Consider the following 18,312-nt stretch of genomic DNA (forward strand, 5'->3'; position numbering starts at 1 on the left):
CCAGGGGCGTTGTGACGAGGGTCCGGGTCACTCGTTCATGGGGTGAACGCGATGGATTCAAGCATCGGCCGGAATGGCCCCGCAACGCCGGTTCCGGGAAACGTGAGGTCGATCCGTCGAAGCTGTGACCAGCCCCGTAAGTTTCGGATCGCGGCATTGCCCGCAAGGGGTTGGCTGCCGATATTTTGCGCCAGTTCGACGACGATCCGGCCCATTCATGACATGGTCGGCCCGCTTGAGGCGGACCCGGTGGGGCTCGCCAGGATGAATCGCAAGGTGACGACGCGGCCGTGGGCGCCAGGGGCGTTGCGGCCATGCGCAAAAGAGGAAGATCCATGAACGTGATTCCCCCCGTACGCTGGGTCCTGTTACTGATCCTGCTGGTGACATTGGGTGGGTGTGCCTGGGCCCCTGGCGGGCACATTGCCGAGCGCACCTCCAGTGCCCCGGTGGAGGACCTGGTCGATATCGAGCCCATAACCTTTGGCCTGATCCGAGCCCAGGAGACTCGCTCGGTCCCGCCGGACCTTCGCCGTGTAAGCGACGAGATGGCACAGGACGTCGCTGAATACGACTACCGCATCGGTCGCGGCGACGTGCTGGCGGTCATCGTGTACGAGCACCCCGAGTTGACCATCCCCGCCGGGAGCGAGCGATCGGCCGTGGAGTCGGGGAATACCGTGCACCCGGACGGCACGATCTTTTACCCCTATATCGGGCGCGTGGAAGTCGAGGGGTACACGGTGTCGCAGGTGCGCGACCGTATTGCGCGCGATCTCGCCACCTTCGTGAACGAGCCCCAGGTCGAGGTGCGAGTGGCGGCCTTCAACTCGCAGAAGGTCCAGGTGACGGGCTCGGTACGCGAGCCCGGTGTGCAGCCGGTGACCAATGTCCCGCTGACGGTGCTGGATGCGATCCATCACTCGGGTGGGCTTTCCGACGATGCCAACTGGCACGAGGTGATCCTCACGCGGGAAGGCGAGGAGATCGTCATCTCGCTCTACGACATGCTGCGCTATGGCGACATGTCGCAAAACCGGCTCCTGCGTGACGGCGACGTGCTGCATGTCCCGGATACCGCCGGCCAGCAGGTCTACGTGATGGGCGAAGTGGGCGACCCGCAACGGCTGCCCCTGGGCCGCGGTCAGCTGACACTGATGGATGCGCTCAGCCAGGCCGGAGGGTTTAACGAGAACCGGGCGGACGCCAGCGGCATCTTCGTGATCCGCCGTGCGCCACCGGAGAGCGACAAGCTTGCGACCGTCTACCAGCTGGATGCGCGCAATTCCGCAGCGCTGATGCTGGGAGCCGAGTTCGAGCTGGAGCCGCTGGACATCGTGTATGTGACAACGACGTCGCTGGGCCGCTGGAATCGCGTGATCAGCCAGCTGCTGCCCACGGTCAGTGCCGTTTATCAATCCTCCCGTACCACGCGCGACGTGCGTCGCCTGTCGGATGACTTCTAGCCATGTTTAACCGGATTCTGGTGGTTTGTACCGGCAATATCTGCCGCAGTCCCGTGGGCGAGGCACTGCTGCGCGAGCGCCTGCCCGATCGCTCGGTGGAATCCGCGGGCCTTGGGGCGGTGGTCGGGGAGGGCGTCCACCCCGAGGCACGGCGCCTGGCCGAGGCCGACGGTCTGGACGTTACGGCGCACAAGGCCCGCCAGATCGAGGCGGACTGGCTGCATCACGCCGATCTGGTACTGGTGATGAGCGAGGGCCAGCGCCAGGCCGTCGGCGGGCGCCACCCCGAAGTGCTCGGCAAGACGATGCGATTTGGTCACTGGCTGGAAGGCGGCCGGGGCCGAGATATTCCCGATCCCTATGGCAAGAGCCCCGAGGTCTTTGCGCAGGCTCATGCCCTACTCGTGGAGGCTGCCGATGCCTGGGCACGGCGGCTGAACCGATGATCTCCGACACAGGTAAGTCCCGATGACAAAGAACCATTCCCCCGGGGTGCCGGAAGGCGAACTGGATATTGGCCGACTGCTCGGCCAGTTGCTGGACCACAAGTGGCTGATCATTTTCATAACGGCACTGTTTGCCATTGCGGGCGCGGTATACGCCACGGTGTCCACCCCGATCTACCGCGCCGATGCACTGGTGCAGGTGGAGGACATGGGACGCTTCAGCAGCCCGTTGTCCAGTGTGCGCGAGATGCTGGGGCAGGAGCCGCGCGTCGAGGCCGAGCTGCAGATCCTGCGTTCACGCATGGTCCTCGGGCGCACGGTCGATCAGGAGGCACTGGATCTGGTGGTACGCCCGCACCGTATGCCGGTGGTGGGCGATTACCTCGTTCGCCGGGGCATGGAGCGCCCCGCCTTTGCTCAGTCCAGTGTCTGGGCGGGCGAGTCGATCAACGTGGGCGAGTTCCAGGTGGCCCGAGCCTACGAGGGGCGCACCTTTACGCTGGAGGTCCTGGATGACGATCGTTATCGCCTGATCAACGGGGATCACGAACTGGGCGAGGGGCGTATCGGCGAGGACGTGGAGTTCTTCGAGGGTGACGTGCGCCTGCGTGTGGCCGAAATGGATGCGGGGCCGGGTGCGCGTTTTGATATCCAGCGGCGTTCGCGCCTGGCGGCGATCAACAGCCTGCGTGGGCAGTTCGAGGTGGGGCAGCAGGGCCGCGAGAGTGGCGTGTTCAGCCTGACCCTGACCGATCCGGACCCGCAGCACGCCCAGCGCATCCTGAACACCATCAGCCAGATCTATCTGACGCAGAATGTTCAGCGCAAGGCCGCCGAGGCCGAGAAGAGCCTCGAGTTCCTCGAGGAGAAGGTCCCGGATGTGCGCGATCAGCTGCAAACCGCCGAGGATGCGCTGAACGAGTACCGCACGGAGCGCGACAGCGTGGATCTCTCGCAGGAGACCCGTGCCGTGCTCGACCGCCTGGTCAACCTGGAACGTCAGCTCAACGAGCTGGAGTTCGAGGAGGCCGAGATCTCCCGGCGGTACACGGCCAGCCATCCGACCTATGCGGCCCTGATCGACAAACGCCAGAAGCTGCAGGAGGAGCGCAACCGGCTGAACCAGGAGGTCAGCGCGCTGCCGGAGACCCAGCAGCAGATCCTGCGTCTCAACCGGGATGTGGAGGTCAACCAGGACATCTACGTCCAGCTGCTCAATCGCATGCAGGAGATGGATATCGCCCGCGCCAGCACGGTGGGCAATGTCCGCATCCTGGACGACGCCCAGGCGGGGCTGTCCGCGGTCGAACCGCAGCGCAACCTGATCGTGATGCTGTCCACGGTATTTGGTGGTGGCCTGGCGATCGCGCTGGTGCTGGTGCGCGGGATGTTCAACCGCGGGGTGGAATCGCAGGAGGAAATCGAGGCGATCGACCTGCCGGTGTATGCCAGCGTGCCGCGTTCCAGGGCGCAGGAGAACCTGCTGCGCCGCGTGAAACGGAGCAACCAGCCGCGCGGCTACGATGTCCCGGGGGGCGTGCTGGCCTCGATCGATCCGGCCGACGATTCAATCGAGGCACTGCGTGGCCTGCGCAGCAGCCTGCATTTCGCGATGCTGGAGGCCGAAAACAACCGCCTGGTGATTACCGGTCCGAGTCCGAATGTGGGCAAGAGCTTTGTCTCGGTTAACCTGGCGACCGTCTGTGCCCAGGCGGGGCAGCGCGTGCTGATCATCGACGCCGATCTGCGCAAGGGGCATGTACACCACGCCTTCGGTCAGCGCAGCGACGGGGGACTCTCGGAGTTTCTGGCGGGCCAGGAATCCCTGGAAGGCGTGCTGCGCCGCACGGACATCCAGGGGCTGGACTACATCGCCCGTGGCAGCGCGCCACCGAACCCGTCGGAGTTGCTGATGAGCGACCGTTTCAGCCGCATGCTGGAACAGCTCAGCCGGGATTACGACCTGGTGCTGATCGACACGCCGCCGATCCTGGCGGTCACCGATGCGGCCGTGGTCGCACGCCAGTGCTCGACCACCTTGATGGTGGTGCGCTTCCAGTTGAACCCGCTGCGCGAGATCGAATCGGCACGGCGCCGTCTCGATGCGGCGGGGGTCGATGTGCGTGGCTGTATCCTGAACTCGATCGAGTACAAGGCCTCGACCAGCTACGGCTACGGCTATTACCACTACTCCTACAAGTAGTGGTCCAGGGGGGCCGCTAAACAGTGGCCCCATCTGACGCACCCCTGGCCCCGGCAAATGCCGGGGCTTTTTTGTGGCGCGGATCGGGTGCCGCCAGCCATGGGCCACGCCTTTGCCCTGGCCGGTTCTGCGTGACCCCCGCTGCGCGTGTGCAGTCTTTCAGTCGATTGCCAGGCGAATGACCCGGGCGGCCCGCACTGGCTGCTGGCCAGCGGACGTTGGGGTGCCCAGTCTGCCGGCGGGTTTCAGTGGGTTTCCTGCGCGGCGCGGAGAGTCGAAAGCCAGCTAACGGGTGTGTACCCGGGGGCGAACGATGCCGTGCGGTCCGGTTGGGGATGCGCGGCCGTGGCGGGCTTCCCGATTCAGAGGGGGGCTGGTTGTGTCGAATCTGGCAGGCGAACAAGGGCAGGCGACGCGGGTGCGTGCAGGCACGCAGGGTGTCTGGAAGGAAGGGGTGTCCGGGGCGCGACGCCCCGGACACCGGGGGATTAACGCCAGGTGGCGTCGGGCTCGTCCCAGTAGCGGCCGACCTGACGTTCTTCGGTGATGTCGAACAGCTGATGACGCCGGTTCAGGCGCGCACCACCGTCGCGGGTCAGCGGCTGCCAGGCGATGTTGGCCCGGTTGCGGCTGGAGGTGGAGAAGAAGGAGTCGTAGGGGACCGACAGGTACAGGCCCTTGTCGAAGCTGCCTTCGCCGAAATCGTCACCAGCATCGGTGAAGGTCGACCAGGCGCCGACCCGCACGCCATTGGCGAATTCGCGCGAGAAGTCGAGGGTGGTCCCGAGGTCGCCCGCCAGATAGCGGCCTACGCTCACCCGTGCATGGATGTCCTGCACGCCGGTGTCGATGTAGGTGGTCACATGCCCGGTCACCTGCTCGTAGTCCCGCAGGCCGAACTGCTGGTTAAACTCGCGCTGGCGTACCCAGTTGGCATCGACGCCGATGGCCCAGCGGCTGTTGAACGGCCGGTACAAGACCTCGGCCCCGACACCCGCGTACATCATCTCCAGAAGGCCACCGTAGCCCATCGCGTACCAGTTCTTGCCCAGTCGCTTGGTGTGGGTGGCCTGCAGGTTGGAGATGCCTACGCTGGTCTCGGCGAGATAGTCGCCGATGTGGGTGCGCACGCGGGGCAACTCGGAATCGGCGATGTATTCGTAGTTCTCGAGGTTGTCGGCCAGGGTTGTCGTGAGCATGGACGAGATCCAGGTGCCCTGGGCGAGGTGATAGCTGGCATCGAGATAGGCGGACAGCCGGTACAGATAGCCGTCGGGGCCGCCAAAGTTCTGTTCCAGAGAGGGGCCTGCGCCCCATTCGAAGCGCCGGGGTTCGGCCTCGTAAAGGACCTCGCCGCGATCATTGTTCGTCGTAGGTTCGATATCGCGTACCCGCACGCTGTGCCGGTAGTCGGTCTCGTGATCCGCGGAGGCCAGTGCGCGGCCAAAGGCCTCCCGGTCGTGCAGGCTCTCGCGCAGGTCGAGCCCCAGTGTCTGCCAGCGGTACTGGAAGGTGTGGATGCCGGCATCGGCCTGCGCCTCAAGCAGACGGTTGGCCCGCCCTTCGGACTGCTTCAGGTTGCGGTAACGGGCCGGTTCGCCCGTGACCTCGATGGTGTCGCCGACCTGGCGGATCTCGGTCACGTAGATCCCGGCATTGGTATTGAGGTCCGTGGCCACCGCATCCCAGTCGCGGCGCTCCACATGGGCGGGGTCGACTGGGGCCGGGTCGTCGGCCTTGGGCTGCGAGAGCCGCGCCAGGTTGGTCGTGAAATGGAGGCCCACCATCGCGGTATTGCCGCGCTGCCAGCCGGTATGCAGCTCAATGCTGTTGGTCAGTTTCAGCCGCGCGCCGAAATTAAAGCGGGAATCCTGTTCCTGGGCGTTGTCCTGAGGTTCTTGCTGATAGGTGTTGCCCTCGTATTCGACTTGAAGCAGCAGGCGGTCCCAGGGCGTCTGGTACTCGACCCCCCCGAACAGGGCCGCCGGGCCACGGAACATCTGGTGCGTGGCGACCTCGCCGCCTTGACCACCCCCGGCGGACCGTGGGCGTTCGTCAAAGCTGTCGTCAATCCAGCCAAGCGGTGATTCGATATCGCCGTGATTGCCCAGGTAACCCCAGCCAATCCCCAGGGAGAAGTCGAAGTTGTTCCAGCGCTTGTTGGCAACCAGGTACTCGCCACCGAACAGGGTCGTGCCGCCCAGGTCCTGAAAACCGACGGCCACTTCCGGGATATAGCGGCTCTCCTCGACCAGGCGGAGTTTGATGTCCGCGCCTTTGTCGATGTTGTAACGGTCGTCATCGCCGGCGGCCAGATATGGTCGGTTCTCGACCTGTATATAGCGAAAGCCGAGTTCCATCCAGTCGAGCGGCTGTACGAAGACGCTCCAGCGACGGTAGGGGTAGGTGCGGTTCCAGCCGGCGGCGAAGTGACCGGCATCACCGGTGCGGGCCGTGGGGGTCTGCATCAGACCGATCCCGCCGGTATCCCGCTGGCCCTGGCCGAGTCCGAATTCCTCGGCCTGTGCCGTGGGCAGGCCCAGGCCGAGGAGCACGGCGACCACCAGGCTGCGGCGGCGCATGCGCAAAGGTGTAGCGTTCATGGCAGTTTCCGAAGTGTGCAGTTGTCGCCCGGCAAACGGGTCGCAAGAAAGCGGGGTAGGCGCTGGTTGAGCAGGTCACCCTCTACCGACCCCCCCAGGTCACGGACATGGAGGTGCGTCATCACCCGGGTCCCGGGGGCGATCGCGGTGTCCTCACGGTTCCAGGGCGCGGCGCCGAATACGTGGACCTCGCCGACCGGCGAAACCACGGCGGCCGTGTCCGTGCCGCGCAGCGCCGTGCGCGAGGGCTTGGCGAGCAGGTCCTGCAGGGTCATCCCCGGGGTCCATTCATGGCGGTCCACACCATCCAGGGACCACAACTCCACCCAGTCGGGCGGGGTGCAGTAGCCAATGTGCTTCATGCCGGTGGGGTCGGGCGCTTGGCGCAGATTGGCCAGGAGCCAGGGCAGGTCGAGGCGCTCGGCACTGCGTACATTGGGTGCCGTCTCCATCGCGTCGACGGTTTCGCTCCAGGAATCGAGTGCCCGGGCCACCTCGGGGCGTCCGCCGATGTCCATCGTCTGTCCGATCAGTTCGATTTCGGCCAGGAGCCGTCGGCGTTCGTGGTCGATGGGGCGTACATCGCGGCTACGCAGGGCGAAACCGTAGGCCCAGTCGATGGGTTCGGACAGTTCTTCCTGCCAGGTCACCCAGGTTTCGGCGAGCGAGGGCGGGGCCGGCGTGTCGTCGGTCGAGCCCACCGTTGGGGCCAGGGCCAGCAAGCCCACGGCCAGCCACATGGGATGAAAATGGCGTTGCATCATGCCTCCTGCGAGGGCTACCACCAGGGGCGAGCCACCTGCCAGGCGATCGAGGGGCCATCCGGCCAGGCCTGGCCGTCGTATGCCCATAGATCGCGGGTTTCGGGGTCACGCCAGAAATCGGCGCGAGTCGTTCCGGCACCTTCCCAGTCGATACGCTCGCGGCAGCGCTCGAGTTCCAGAGTCACGAGGGGGAGGTCCCGCGATGTGCGAGTCCCGCAGTCCAGGGTGCCCTCGCCGACATGGCGGACAATGGCGCCGGAGGGTGCGCGGACATGCCGTTCGACCTGGTAGGTGGCGGGGCTTGCCTGGCGCCAGGGGGGGGCATCGGCATCGGGGTGGTGGGTTCCCAGAAGGTCCTGTTCGAGACCGGACGTGGCAAACAGCCCCCCGTCGCGCAGCTGCAGCGAAAGGCCCTCGGCACTCGGCCAGAAGGTGTGTTCGTCGGAGAGGGCCCCAAGGATCAGCAACCCCTGATGGTGTTCGGTGCGAACCGCGAGCGACGCATAGGGGATCTCCTCTGCCCGGGAGCTCACATCCGGCCCGCCCGTGACCATGCCTTGCAGGGATGCCCCCAGCGGCGTGGGCCCCCCGCTACCGCAGCCCGTGACCAGGCTCACGAAAACTCCAAGGCCCAGACATGCGAAAGCCGCCCGGAGGCGGCCTTCGCGAAGGAAGTGCGAATTGGTTCGCATGGGCGTTCGTTACCGAGTGCCGGTAGCGGGGGTGGTACCCGTGCCCGGGGTGGTACCGGTACCCGGAGTCGTACCGGTGGAGGCAATCAGGCCCACCAGGCGACCGGAGCGGGTCGCAATACGCGACACCGCGCCCGGTTCCGAACGCGCGGCTGCGGAGATGCCACCCGAGGGGGTGCCACCGGCGACCGGCGAGCTGGGGTTCCCCTGCGGGGCACTGGCGCTGGCGCCCGCGCCGGCGGACTGCGCCATCACCGGGCCGGCTACGAACACACTGGCAACAATGGCTGTGGCGAATATCTTCTTGATCATGGTCACGTTCCTCACTTCACCGGGGGGGTGTCTTGTACCGGAGGACAGTCTAGGAAGGGATGCCTGAAAGCGACAGCGGAGGGGGGCGATTCTGAGACATGAATACGAGGTTTCTCATACGTGTTTTGAACGGCTTGGAAGTTTTGCGGCCTGGAGGTCACATTCAGCCGCCGGCTTTGCGTGCCCGGATTTTCACGCAGCGTTCAGGTCTTCGCCGCTAACTTGAATGATGCAGTTGTGCAGTGCGGTCCGGTGGCCGCGCAACGGAGGCAGAGATGAAGAAGACAGTGTTGTTAGCGGCGGTGGCGAGCGTGACCTTTCTGCTCGCCGGTTGCCAGACGCCGCCCACCAAACAGCAGACCGGTGCAGTGATCGGTGGTGCGGCCGGCGGCGTCATTGGTTCCCAGATCGGCGGTGGTCGGGGGCGGACCGCGGCGATCATCGCGGGTACGCTGGCCGGCGCAGCGATCGGCGGCTCCGTTGGACGCACCATGGACCAGGTCGATCGCCAGCAGGTCTCGCATGCCCTGGAACACAATCCGGATCATCGGGCATCCACCTGGCAGAACCCCAATACCGGGTACCAGTATCAGGCCACCCCCACGCGCACCTATCAGGCGTCCGGGCAGGACTGCCGCGAGTACCAGGTGCAGACGACGATGAACGGACAGCCGGAAACGGTGAACGGTACGGCGTGCAGGGATGCGCAGGGACGCTGGGTCAATCAGTAAGACCGGTCATCTCCCACAAAAAAGCCCCGCGATCGCGGGGCTTTCTCGTTCCTGGACCTGCGGCAGGATCAGGAGGGACGGTACATGTCCTCGGTCGTCGGGACATAGCCGAGGTTGTCCTCGCCGATACCCTTGACCTTCGGCTCGTTGAGTTTGCTGATGCGAACACCGTCGGACTGGTTGCGCAGGTACTCGGCGACGTTGTCCCAGATCATCGTGCCGGTACCGCCCGCCGGCTCCTGCTGGACGCTGGCCCAGCCGGCGACGACGTATTCCTTGTCCGGATCGATCTTCTCGCCGCCCAGCTCCATCTCGGAGATGCGGCTACCGATCTCGGCTTCCGGATCGATCGCATAGCGGAGGCCGCCCACGCGGACCATGTCGCCCCCCTGCTGGTAGAACGGGTCGGCGTTGAACAGGTTGTCGGCGACGTCTTCCAGGATGTCCTTGATCTGCGCGCCGGTCATGGCGTTGCGGGTCGTCTCCGGATAGGTCAGGCCGGTCTGGTCCATGATGTGCTCGAAGGTGATCGGCATGCCCGGGAGTACGGTAGTGCCCCAGCGGAAGCCCGGCGAGAACGCGATCTGGGCATCGTGGACCTCCATCAGCGCATCACAGATCAGCTGGTCGAAGGTGCCGTTGAAATTGCCGCGACGGAACAGCAGGTCCTCGGCCACGGCCAGCTCTTCGGAGAGCTTCTCTTCCATGTTGAAGGTGTCGCCGTCGTAGGTGACTTCCTGGCTGCGCATGTTGTCGACGAACTCGGCCATCTCCGGATCTTCGTCCAGGAGGTTGGCGAACACCGGGACCAGGCGGTATTCCCAGTCCTTGATCTCGCCGTCGCGGAAATCGAAGTCCAGCACGCCAACGAACTTGGCATTGGAGCCGGCGTTGGTCACCAGGCAGGTGCCACCATCGGGGCGTTCTACCGGCAGCGGCTGCGGGACGGCATCGTGCGTGTGACCGCCCATGATCGCGTCGAGACCCTCGACCATGCCCGCCATCTTGATGTCCACGTCCATGCCGTTATGCGACAGCGCGACCACGATCTCGGCGCCTTCTTCGCGCGCGGCGTTGACCTGGCGTTGCATGTCGTCCGGACGAATGCCGAACGACCACTGCTCGACCATCCAGCGCGGGTTGGCGATCGGGGTGTAGGGGAACGCCTGGCCGATCACGGCGACGTTGACACCGTTCAACTCGCGGATCACGTACGGCTTGAAGATCAGGTCCCCCCAGTCCACGTCGCGCACGTTCTGGGCGACGAAGTCGATCCCGGCATCGGCGAAATCGCCGTTGACGACTTCTTCCACACGGTCGGCTCCGTAGGTGAATTCCCAGTGGCCGGTCATGATGTCGATGCCCAGCAGCTTCTGTGCATCGACCATGTCCTGGGCATTGGTCCACAGCGCGGTGCCCGAGCCGCCACCCCAGGTGTCGCCACCGTCCAGCAACAGCGAGTTCGGGCGCGAGTCGCGCAGCTTCTTGACCAGTGTCTTCAGCTGCGGGAAGCCGCCGACACGACCGTACTGTTCGGCCGCCTCCATGAAGTTCAGGTTGGTGTAGGCGTGGGCAAAGATGCTGTCGCGTTCGACGTCATAGTGCTTGAGGAAGTGCTCGCCGACGATGTGCGGCGGGCGGTTGCGCATATCGGCTACGCCCAGGTTCACGTTGGGCTCGCGGAAATAGATCGGCTTGAGCTGCGCATGGCAGTCGGTGTAGTGCAGCAGATGCACATTGCCGAAGCGATCCAGCATGTCGTACGGGTCTCCCGAGGTGCCGTACTTGCCATTGGTGGCCTTGGCGCAGCCCGCCAGGGGGAAGCCGGCCACGCTGGCGGCGGCCAGCAGCTGCATGAATTCGCGGCGTGAGATATGCATGAGGGTCCTACCTCTCTCTACAGTAGTTTATTGTGATTTTTGGGTTTCTCGAAGCAGCAATCTAGACGCTATTTCTTTGTGGAACATTCCCTGGGTATGGAGCTTCCTTGCCGACCGGCGCGACGCCCGGCTGGTATGAAGCCGTAGTCAGCCCGCAGCGCCTCAAGAACCGGATCCCCCGGTTTCTGGCCGTGACGGATGCTGATGTCTGCCCTTGACCGAGCCCCGAATCTTCGTGGGGGGCGGCGTCACCCTAGCGGCGCTGTTCGCGCGCCTGCCGCGCGGTTTCCTTGGCCGTGTCGCGCTTGTCCTCGATCCGCTGGATATCGCGCTCGCTGGCATCGCGTGCTTCGATGGCGGCCTCGAACTGGCGTACTGACTCTTCGTATTGCGCGCGGTGGAAGAAATATTCCGCCATGGCCTCGCGGCTGACCGCAATATAGCCGGCCCCATCCGCGATGTCTGCCTTCAGTCGCAGCAACTCGGGGTTGGGCGCGCGTTCATTGCGGATCATCTCGTTGACGATGCGGATGGCGCGGTCGGGGTTGTCGAGATCTCGGTGCACGCGGGCCAGCACTTCGCGGATGACCGGGTGCCCGGGGTAGACCGCGTCCAGGTCATTCAGGATCTCGAGCGCCGCTTCGTGGTTGCCGCGTTCGCGCTCCAGTGCGACGCGCGCCAGCTCCAGCGTCATCCCGGGGGCCTCCTCGACCGGGATTTCCTCCAGCCGTTCGGCGGCGCGGTCCAGTTCGCCGCGCTCCAGGTGAGCCACCATTGCGCCGTAGATCTGGTGCGGGGCCGGGTCCGAGGCCCCGCGATGGATCTCGATCGCACGGCGCGGGTCCTTCAGGGCCCGGGTGCGGGCCTGCATCCACTGGAACTCGGGGCCGCGGTTGCGCGTATCGACCGCCGGCAGGCCGGCCGCGCGATTGCGGGCGTCGGTGATGCGGTCGAGCGTGACCGGGTGGGTGCGCAGGTACTCGGGCACCGCGTCGCCAACGCCGCGCGAGAGTTCCTGTAGACGCTCGAAGAAATCCGCCATCGCGTTCGGGTCGAAGTCGGCGCTGGCCAGTATGCGCATGCCGGCGCGGTCGGCCTCGGCCTCGTTGGCGCGGGTGAAGTTGATCTGTTGCTGGATACCGCCCGCGACACCGCCGGTGATGATGGCCGAGCCCAGGGTGGGATCCGCCATCGATGCCAGGACCCCGGCGAGGATGGCCAGGCCGGTGGTGAAGTTGACCTCGCGCCCGCGCGCGAACATTCGGGCCAGGTGGCGTTGGGTGACGTGTGCAATTTCGTGGGCCATGACGGCGGCCAGTTCGGCCTCGTCGCGCACCTCGAGCATCAGTCCGGAGTGCACCCCGATGATTCCGCCGGGCATCGCAAAGGCGTTGACCTGACCGTTGTCGATCGTCAGGAAGTAGAACGGGCCATCTGCGTCAGGGGCATTGGCGAGCAGCTGCCGGCCAAGGGAGTCGACGTAGAAGGAAACTTCCGGATCGGTCACCAGTGGCAGGGACCGTCGGATCTCTCGAAGCAGTGAGCGGCCGAGCTCGCGCTCTTCCGCGGGGGTCAGTACGCCACCGGAGGCCTCGCCCAGATCGGGCAGGGCGGTCCCGGAGGCCGAAACCGTTGGAGCCCCCAGCGTGAGTACCAGGAGCAGGGTCGAAAGTAGCGTGAGAAGCCGTGTCTTCATACGACGGAGGCCGGCCGTTGGGGCCGGCCTCCGAAGGGTCTTGGCATCGCGGGCTCGGTTACTTGCCGAGGCCCGGAGCCGAAGAGTAGGTGCGCATGCTGTCACGGGTTTCCCAGAGCTTCGGCTTGAGCATCGCTTCCGGAATCATGAACTTCTTGCGGTCCAGCACCTTGTGGGTGCGCACGATCTTGACCACGTCGTCGTACTTCAGCTTGAACAGGAGACCCACGTCACCGCCGGAGGTGCGGCGCACGATCATGTATTCGTCTTCCATGCTGTGCACGTAGATGTTGGCCGGGCGCAGCTTGCCGTTTTCGTCCTTCATGGTCACGGCGTAGTGGCCGTTGACCTGGAATTCGCTCTTGTCCACCGCAAAGTCCTCCGCGAATGAATCAGGGGGTTGATCGTCTGGACGAGCCCGCCCGAGAGTCGGGTGCGTCCATCAGTCTTTCCTTCAACTCGGAACGATAGCACGACTTCTGTGCGCGAGAGAACAAACCACCTGCCGACCGTCGGACAAGTTTGCATTTGTGGTCCGTTTCGCTATTCTCCGCGCCCATCCTTCGTGACCGGTGCCATCTGTCGAGGCCCGCGAGCGAGGCAGGCAGATGCGGTTCAGCACACTTGGAGTGGGACGCATGTACGGATTCTCGGAGATTACGGCCGACGACCTCGAGCAGTGGCGAACGGAAGGCAAGTCCTTTCGGCTCGTCGATGTACGCTCCCCTGGCGAGACGTCCCGCGGCGTGATTCCTGGCGCCGAGCTGGTGCCGCTGACGGTTCTGCCATTGCGCAAGGACGAGTTTCTGGGAGGCGACACGCCGCTGGTCCTGTACTGCCAGAGTGGCGCTCGTTCCGCCCAGGCTTGCGCGTTTCTTGCGCAGCAAGGGCTGGAGACCGCAAACAGCCTGCGCGGCGGTATCGTGGCGTGGGCTCAGGCCGGCAAGTCGGTCGTCACCCCGGATTAGAATTCGGTTGTATTCCGATCCCGTTTCCCCTATAAGGGTGAATTCGGCTGGCAAGGGTTCGATCGTCGTGGTCCCCGAACCGCCACGATTGGTACCTCAGCACCCAACTGATTTTGGTAACGCACTAAAGGAGACACACCATGGCCAACTTTGACCAAGAACTCGACGCTTCCGGCCTGAACTGCCCGCTGCCCATCCTGCGCGCCAAGAAGGCCCTGGCGGCCATGGAATCCGGTCAGGTTCTGCACATCATCGCCACCGATCCGGGTGCCGTGAAGGACTTCCAGGCCTTCGCCAAGCAGACCGGCAACGAGCTGATGGAACACAAGGAAGAAGGTGGCAAGTTCTACTTCCTCGTGAAGAAGTCCTAAGGCGTCTCTAAGTGCCTGAAACGGGGCGGCGATCCGCAAGGATCGACCGCCCCGATTCCTGAAAAACGACGGTTGCCATGCGGTAACTGGATAGGTGCCTGGACGAGGTCTAGGCTGGCTGAGCAAGGTTCTCAAAGAAACCTGCCTCGCCAACAGCGAAGAGGTGACATATGGCGACATACGCTGAGATGCAGCAAATCTTCGACGACATCCGCGGAGATTTTCGCTACGACCACGAACTCAACGGCTGTCTGAACTGCGGCATCTGCACGGCGACGTGCCCCTCTGCTCAGTTCTATGACTACTCCCCGCGCGAGATCGTCCAGCTGCTGTGGACCGAAAACGTCGAGCAGATCTACGACGCGATGCAGGAAAAGATCTGGGCCTGCGCTCAGTGCATGACCTGCGCCGCTCGCTGTCCGTTCAAGAATTCCCCTGGTGGCCTGGTCGCGATCATGCGCGAAGTGGCCATCAAGCACGAAATGCAATCCGCGAAGGACGTGCTCCGCCCGTTCGGTCGCGTGATGCTGAAGCTGATCACCACGGGTAACCAGCTGTCGCCCGACATGATCCAGCCCGACCACTTCCCCGACTGGGGCCCCAATATCCAGAAGGTGGAAGGTGACCTGCGCATCCTGCGCAAGGCGATTCCGGTGAAGACGCTGCAGACGGTCGAGACCGCCTGGGAAGTGTCCCTGAAGACTTCGGTCGAGATGTACACCATCTGGGAAATGACCGGGGTGCTGAAGTCCCTCGAGCTGATGGACGAGAACCTCTTCGACGTGATCGAAGACTTCATCGACGAGAAGCGCGAGGACTACGAAGACTGGCTCGAGGAGCAGGAAGAGGAAGACGACGAATAAGTCGTCCCGTTTCCGACTCCACTCCAGGACATCAGGAGAAGCGTTATGAGTGAACAGACCCCAGGCAATCACAACCAGAACGGCGAAGGTGCCGGTGCTGGCACCATGAAGCCCGGCTTCCACAATACCGACGGTCAGGGTATCGCCGGTCACGGTTCCTTCTTCCAGGCGACCGACCTGTCCAAAGAAGACGCCATCAAGGCGACCGACTGGGTGCGCAAGCACGTTGACCGCCGTACGGTCGACCTCGGTGACCGCATGGATGACGTCCGCGAGCACATGTACGAGCTCGAAAAAGACGGCCAGATCATCATCCACCGCATCGAGGACCAACACGAGCCGATCTCGGTGAACACCCTGTTCGGCTGGGAGAAGAAGGTCCCGACCAAGCAGCTCTGGCACCACAAGTCCTGTGGCCAGTGCGGGAACATCCCGGGCTACCCGACCTCGCTGCTGTGGTTCATGAACAAGTTCGGCTTCGAGCCGGGCAAGGACTACCTCGACGAGACTGACCAGACCTCCTGCACCGCGTGGAACTACCACGGCTCCGGTATCGGGAACGTCGAATCGCTGGCCGCGGTGTTCCTGCGTAACTTCCACCAGTCTTATGTATCCGGCAAGCAGCACGGCCACGAGCTGGGCCACTTCTTCCCGCTCGTCCACTGTGGCACCTCCTTCGGTAACTACAAGGAGATCCGCAAGTATCTGGTCGAGTCTGCCGAGCTGCGCGAGAAGGTCACCAAGATCCTTGGGAAGCTGGGTCGCCTGGTCGACGGCAAGCTGGTCATCCCGGAAGAGATCATCCACTACTCCGAGTGGGTGCACGTGATGCGTAACCGTATCGCCTCCGAGCTCCAGACCATCGACGTTTCGAATATCCGCACCACGTCCCACGTGGCTTGCCATTACTACAAGATGGTCCACGAAGACGCGGTCTACGACCCGTCCGTGCTGGGGGGCAACCGTACCGCGATCATCACCTCCACGGCGCAGGCCCTGGGTGCGCAGGTGATCGACTACTCCACCTGGTACGACTGCTGCGGCTTCGGCTTCCGCCACATCATCTCCGAGCGCGAGTTCACCCGCTCGTTCACGATGGATCGCAAGATCCGCGTGGCCCGCGAGGAAGCCAATGCCGACGTGATGCTGGCCAACGACACCGGTTGCGTCACGACCATGGACAAGAACCAGTGGATCGGCAAGGCCCACAACCAGAACTTCCAGATTCCGATCATGGCGGAAGTCCAGTTCGCAGCCCTGGCCTGCGGCGCGGATCCGTTCAAGATCGTCCAGCTGCAGTGGCACGCATCGCCCTGCGAAGACCTGGTCGAGAAGATGGGGATCTCCTGGGACGAGGCCAAGAAGACCTTCCAGGAATACCTGAAGGAAGTCGAGGCCGGCAATATCGAATACCTCTACAATCCTGAGCTCGCTTACGGGGGCAAAGTCTGATGCAGCAAGATACTGTTCTAGTAGTGGGTGGTGGCCCGGCTGGGCTGGCCGCCGCCGCCAATGTCACCTCGGCCGGCTTCAAGGCCGTGATGGTCGAGAAGGAAGACGTCCTGGGTGGTGCCCCGATTCTGTCGGGTTACGCCAAGCTGGTCCCCTCTGGCGAGTGGGCCAAGGACGCCATTGGCCGCATGGTCAAGCGCGTGGAAGACGATTCCAACTCGACCGTGCACAAGGGTGCCAAGGTCGAGAAGCTGGAAGGCGAGGCCGGTAACTTCACCGCCACGCTGACCAACGGCGAATCGGTCCAGGCCGGTGCCGTCGTGCTGGCCACGGGCTTTACCCATTTCGATTCCATCAACAAGCCGGAGTGGGGCTTTGGCACGTACGAAGACGTGCTGACCACCACCCAGATGGAACAGATGGTCGCCTCCGGCAAGATCGCCTGCCCGTCCGACGGCCGTGTGCCGGAGCGGGTCTGCATCCTGCTCTGCGTGGGCTCGCGTGATCGCCAGATCGGTCGTGAGTGGTGCTCCAAGATCTGCTGCACCGTCTCCGCCAACCTGGCCATGGAGATCAAGGAACTGTCGCCGGAAACGGACGTGTTCATCTACTACATGGACATCCGCACCTTCGGCCTGTACGAAGACAAGTTCTACTGGAAATCCCAGGAAGAGTTCAAAACCAAGTTCGTCAAGGCCCGTATCGCGGAAGTGACGGCCTCTGGCGACGGCCGGCTGCTGGTCAAGGGCGAGGACACCCTGGTCAAGCGTCCGATCGTGATCCCGTTCGACATCGTCGTGCACGCCATTGGCATGGATCCGAACGCCGACAACCCGGAAATCTCCCAGGTCTTCGGTGTCGGTCTCGAGAAGCACGGCTTTATCGAGAAGGCCGAGCAGTACACCAACACCTGTGGCACCACCCGCAAGGGCGTTTACTCCTGCGGTGCGGCCTATGGCCCCGAGACGATCGATGATTCGATCGCGCAGGGTGCTGCTGCTGGTGGCCGCGCGGTTGCGGACCTGCATGCGCTGGTTTCGAAAGCCGGCTGAGGTCGTCAGCGACGCAGCGGCTTCGGGGCTGGCCCCGGAGCCGCTGGAGGTCAGCTTCGACAAGGATATCCTTGCGACGAAGCTGAACAGTCTGAACGAGGCCATCGCCGAGGCGGGTGGTGTCGACGGGCTGGGGACTTTCATCGAGGCCCTGCGGTCGAAACACGAAGTGTTTGCCGCGATTGTCGCGAAAGGGGACGAGATCGATGCCGAGGATGTTCGCACCCTCGGCGGTCTGGTTTTCTCGGTTCGGCGCAAGCTTGGCTCGTTGATGGCCGAGCGTCAGGGCGCCCTGGTGGACGGTGTGCGCACTCTGGTTCGCCCGGATGTTGGGGTGAACGAGCGGCTCGCGAACTTTGCGGATCTTGCGGCTGACGACAAGAAGCTTCGGCGCGCGATCTGGGATTTTGGCGCCGAGATCCTGCACTTCGCGGATCCGGACGCGGTGCCTCTGGCCTGCCGTTGGGTGTGGGATACGTCGACCACGACGGGCGCGTTGCGCGAGTTCATCCGCGGCAATGACACGCTCCGGTCGATCCCTATTGGGGATACGGTCGGTTCGATCGAGGGGGCGCGGCGCTGGTTTTTCGATGCGCTGGCCGAGGAAGGCTTTTATCGAGACCTGCCGTTTGTGACGGACCTGGTCTGGGTGCAAGCCTATTCCGACTATGCCCGAGCGCTTTCGATGAGTCTGGGGATGATCGACAACCAGTTCGGCGCCAAGCAGGATCCGCTGGAACTGGCGGTGAAGATGCTGGGGATCGACTCCCCGGAAGGTCGCCTGAAAGGAACCGATGCGTCGCTGCATTAAAT

At 64.1% G+C, this 18,312-nt stretch carries 17 protein-coding genes; 10 read left to right on the top strand and 7 right to left on the bottom strand.

What is annotated here, in order from left to right; genetic code table 11:
* Positions 1 to 335: 335 nt before the first annotated feature.
* The 3 genes from F467_RS0105430 to F467_RS0105440 are packed head-to-tail and all read left to right on the top strand — an operon-like array spanning position 336 to position 4,115.
* Positions 336 to 1,466 (top strand): polysaccharide export protein, encoded by a 1,131-nt coding sequence (locus F467_RS0105430; protein WP_018138354.1) that lies wholly within the window; start codon positions 336 to 338, stop codon positions 1,464 to 1,466.
* 2 nt (positions 1,467 to 1,468) lie between these two features.
* A complete protein-coding gene (locus F467_RS0105435) occupies positions 1,469 to 1,912 on the top strand; it encodes a low molecular weight protein-tyrosine-phosphatase (RefSeq protein ID WP_018138353.1) in 444 nt (147 codons plus the stop codon).
* 22 nt (positions 1,913 to 1,934) lie between these two features.
* On the top strand, positions 1,935 to 4,115 hold the full coding sequence (locus tag F467_RS0105440) for a polysaccharide biosynthesis tyrosine autokinase (RefSeq protein ID WP_018138352.1): 2,181 nt from the start codon (positions 1,935 to 1,937) through the stop codon (positions 4,113 to 4,115).
* A gap of 488 nt (positions 4,116 to 4,603) precedes the next feature.
* On the opposite strand, the gene F467_RS0105445 is transcribed toward F467_RS0105440, so the two are convergent.
* The 4 genes from F467_RS0105445 to F467_RS0105460 all read right to left on the bottom strand — a co-directional run bounded on the left by F467_RS0105445 (position 4,604) and on the right by F467_RS0105460 (position 8,486).
* Entirely contained in the window at positions 4,604 to 6,697 is a 2,094-nt protein-coding gene (locus F467_RS0105445) for a YjbH domain-containing protein (protein ID WP_018138351.1), read from the bottom strand.
* A 17-nt stretch (positions 6,698 to 6,714) separates the two neighbouring features.
* Positions 6,715 to 7,458 (bottom strand): capsule biosynthesis GfcC family protein, encoded by a 744-nt coding sequence (locus F467_RS0105450; protein WP_018138350.1) that lies wholly within the window; start codon positions 7,456 to 7,458, stop codon positions 6,715 to 6,717.
* Positions 7,459 to 7,496: 38 nt separating this feature from the next.
* Complete coding sequence (locus F467_RS0105455; protein ID WP_018138349.1) at positions 7,497 to 8,036, bottom strand: YjbF family lipoprotein; 540 nt, start codon at positions 8,034 to 8,036, stop codon at positions 7,497 to 7,499.
* Between the two features lie 147 nt (positions 8,037 to 8,183).
* Positions 8,184 to 8,486 (bottom strand): hypothetical protein, encoded by a 303-nt coding sequence (locus F467_RS0105460; protein WP_018138348.1) that lies wholly within the window; start codon positions 8,484 to 8,486, stop codon positions 8,184 to 8,186.
* Between the two features lie 275 nt (positions 8,487 to 8,761).
* On the opposite strand from F467_RS0105460, the gene F467_RS0105465 reads away from it, so the two are divergent.
* The gene (locus F467_RS0105465) at positions 8,762 to 9,217 is read left to right on the top strand and encodes an RT0821/Lpp0805 family surface protein (RefSeq protein WP_018138347.1); all 456 of its coding nucleotides are present in this window, start codon (positions 8,762 to 8,764) and stop codon (positions 9,215 to 9,217) included.
* 68 nt (positions 9,218 to 9,285) lie between these two features.
* Here F467_RS0105465 and soxB read toward each other — a convergent pair whose 3' ends face one another.
* The 3 genes from soxB to F467_RS0105480 form a co-directional block, all read right to left on the bottom strand.
* Complete coding sequence (soxB, locus tag F467_RS0105470; protein ID WP_018138346.1) at positions 9,286 to 11,097, bottom strand: thiosulfohydrolase SoxB; 1,812 nt, start codon at positions 11,095 to 11,097, stop codon at positions 9,286 to 9,288.
* A 253-nt stretch (positions 11,098 to 11,350) separates the two neighbouring features.
* A complete protein-coding gene (locus F467_RS0105475; protein ID WP_018138345.1) occupies positions 11,351 to 12,793 on the bottom strand; it encodes a M48 family metalloprotease in 1,443 nt (480 codons plus the stop codon).
* A 58-nt stretch (positions 12,794 to 12,851) separates the two neighbouring features.
* Entirely contained in the window at positions 12,852 to 13,163 is a 312-nt protein-coding gene (locus F467_RS0105480) for a hypothetical protein (RefSeq protein WP_012982042.1), read from the bottom strand.
* A 268-nt stretch (positions 13,164 to 13,431) separates the two neighbouring features.
* Here F467_RS0105480 and F467_RS0105485 point away from each other — a divergent pair, with 268 nt between their 5' ends.
* The 6 genes from F467_RS0105485 (at position 13,432) to F467_RS0105510 (ending at position 18,310) form a co-directional block, all read left to right on the top strand.
* Positions 13,432 to 13,761 (top strand): rhodanese-like domain-containing protein, encoded by a 330-nt coding sequence (locus F467_RS0105485; RefSeq protein ID WP_018138344.1) that lies wholly within the window; start codon positions 13,432 to 13,434, stop codon positions 13,759 to 13,761.
* A 140-nt stretch (positions 13,762 to 13,901) separates the two neighbouring features.
* Positions 13,902 to 14,132, top strand: a complete 231-nt coding sequence (locus F467_RS0105490; RefSeq protein ID WP_012982044.1) for a sulfurtransferase TusA family protein — start codon at positions 13,902 to 13,904, stop codon at positions 14,130 to 14,132.
* Positions 14,133 to 14,320: 188 nt separating this feature from the next.
* Complete coding sequence (locus tag F467_RS0105495; protein ID WP_017941141.1) at positions 14,321 to 14,995, top strand: 4Fe-4S dicluster domain-containing protein; 675 nt, start codon at positions 14,321 to 14,323, stop codon at positions 14,993 to 14,995.
* A 45-nt stretch (positions 14,996 to 15,040) separates the two neighbouring features.
* Positions 15,041 to 16,447 (top strand): heterodisulfide reductase-related iron-sulfur binding cluster, encoded by a 1,407-nt coding sequence (locus tag F467_RS0105500; protein WP_018138343.1) that lies wholly within the window; start codon positions 15,041 to 15,043, stop codon positions 16,445 to 16,447.
* 23 nt (positions 16,448 to 16,470) lie between these two features.
* Complete coding sequence (locus F467_RS0105505) at positions 16,471 to 17,499, top strand: FAD-dependent oxidoreductase (RefSeq protein ID WP_018138342.1); 1,029 nt, start codon at positions 16,471 to 16,473, stop codon at positions 17,497 to 17,499.
* Positions 17,474 to 18,310, top strand: a complete 837-nt coding sequence (locus F467_RS0105510; RefSeq protein ID WP_038038661.1) for a hypothetical protein — start codon at positions 17,474 to 17,476, stop codon at positions 18,308 to 18,310. Before F467_RS0105505 ends, F467_RS0105510 begins: the two co-directional genes overlap by 26 nt.
* Positions 18,311 to 18,312 lie beyond the last annotated feature (2 nt).

The organism is Thioalkalivibrio sp. ALJ12 (assembly GCF_000378305.1).
Classification (GTDB): domain Bacteria; phylum Pseudomonadota; class Gammaproteobacteria; order Ectothiorhodospirales; family Ectothiorhodospiraceae; genus Thioalkalivibrio.

Coding starts and splice junctions, on each gene's coding strand:
- F467_RS0105440 (WP_018138352.1), top strand. CDS start 1,935: ATGACAAAGAACCATTCCCCCGGGGTGCCGGAAGGCGAACTGGATATT.
- F467_RS0105510 (WP_038038661.1), top strand. CDS start 17,474: ATGCGCTGGTTTCGAAAGCCGGCTGAGGTCGTCAGCGACGCAGCGGCT.
- F467_RS0105475 (WP_018138345.1), bottom strand. CDS start 12,793: ATGAAGACACGGCTTCTCACGCTACTTTCGACCCTGCTCCTGGTACTC.
- F467_RS0105495 (WP_017941141.1), top strand. CDS start 14,321: ATGCAGCAAATCTTCGACGACATCCGCGGAGATTTTCGCTACGACCAC.
- soxB (WP_018138346.1), bottom strand. CDS start 11,097: ATGCATATCTCACGCCGCGAATTCATGCAGCTGCTGGCCGCCGCCAGC.
- F467_RS0105435 (WP_018138353.1), top strand. CDS start 1,469: ATGTTTAACCGGATTCTGGTGGTTTGTACCGGCAATATCTGCCGCAGT.
- F467_RS0105445 (WP_018138351.1), bottom strand. CDS start 6,697: ATGCGCCGCCGCAGCCTGGTGGTCGCCGTGCTCCTCGGCCTGGGCCTG.
- F467_RS0105490 (WP_012982044.1), top strand. CDS start 13,902: ATGGCCAACTTTGACCAAGAACTCGACGCTTCCGGCCTGAACTGCCCG.
- F467_RS0105450 (WP_018138350.1), bottom strand. CDS start 7,458: ATGTGGCTGGCCGTGGGCTTGCTGGCCCTGGCCCCAACGGTGGGCTCG.
- F467_RS0105460 (WP_018138348.1), bottom strand. CDS start 8,486: ATGATCAAGAAGATATTCGCCACAGCCATTGTTGCCAGTGTGTTCGTA.
- F467_RS0105430 (WP_018138354.1), top strand. CDS start 336: ATGAACGTGATTCCCCCCGTACGCTGGGTCCTGTTACTGATCCTGCTG.
- F467_RS0105465 (WP_018138347.1), top strand. CDS start 8,762: ATGAAGAAGACAGTGTTGTTAGCGGCGGTGGCGAGCGTGACCTTTCTG.
- F467_RS0105455 (WP_018138349.1), bottom strand. CDS start 8,036: ATGGTCACGGGCGGGCCGGATGTGAGCTCCCGGGCAGAGGAGATCCCC.
- F467_RS0105500 (WP_018138343.1), top strand. CDS start 15,041: ATGAGTGAACAGACCCCAGGCAATCACAACCAGAACGGCGAAGGTGCC.
- F467_RS0105485 (WP_018138344.1), top strand. CDS start 13,432: ATGTACGGATTCTCGGAGATTACGGCCGACGACCTCGAGCAGTGGCGA.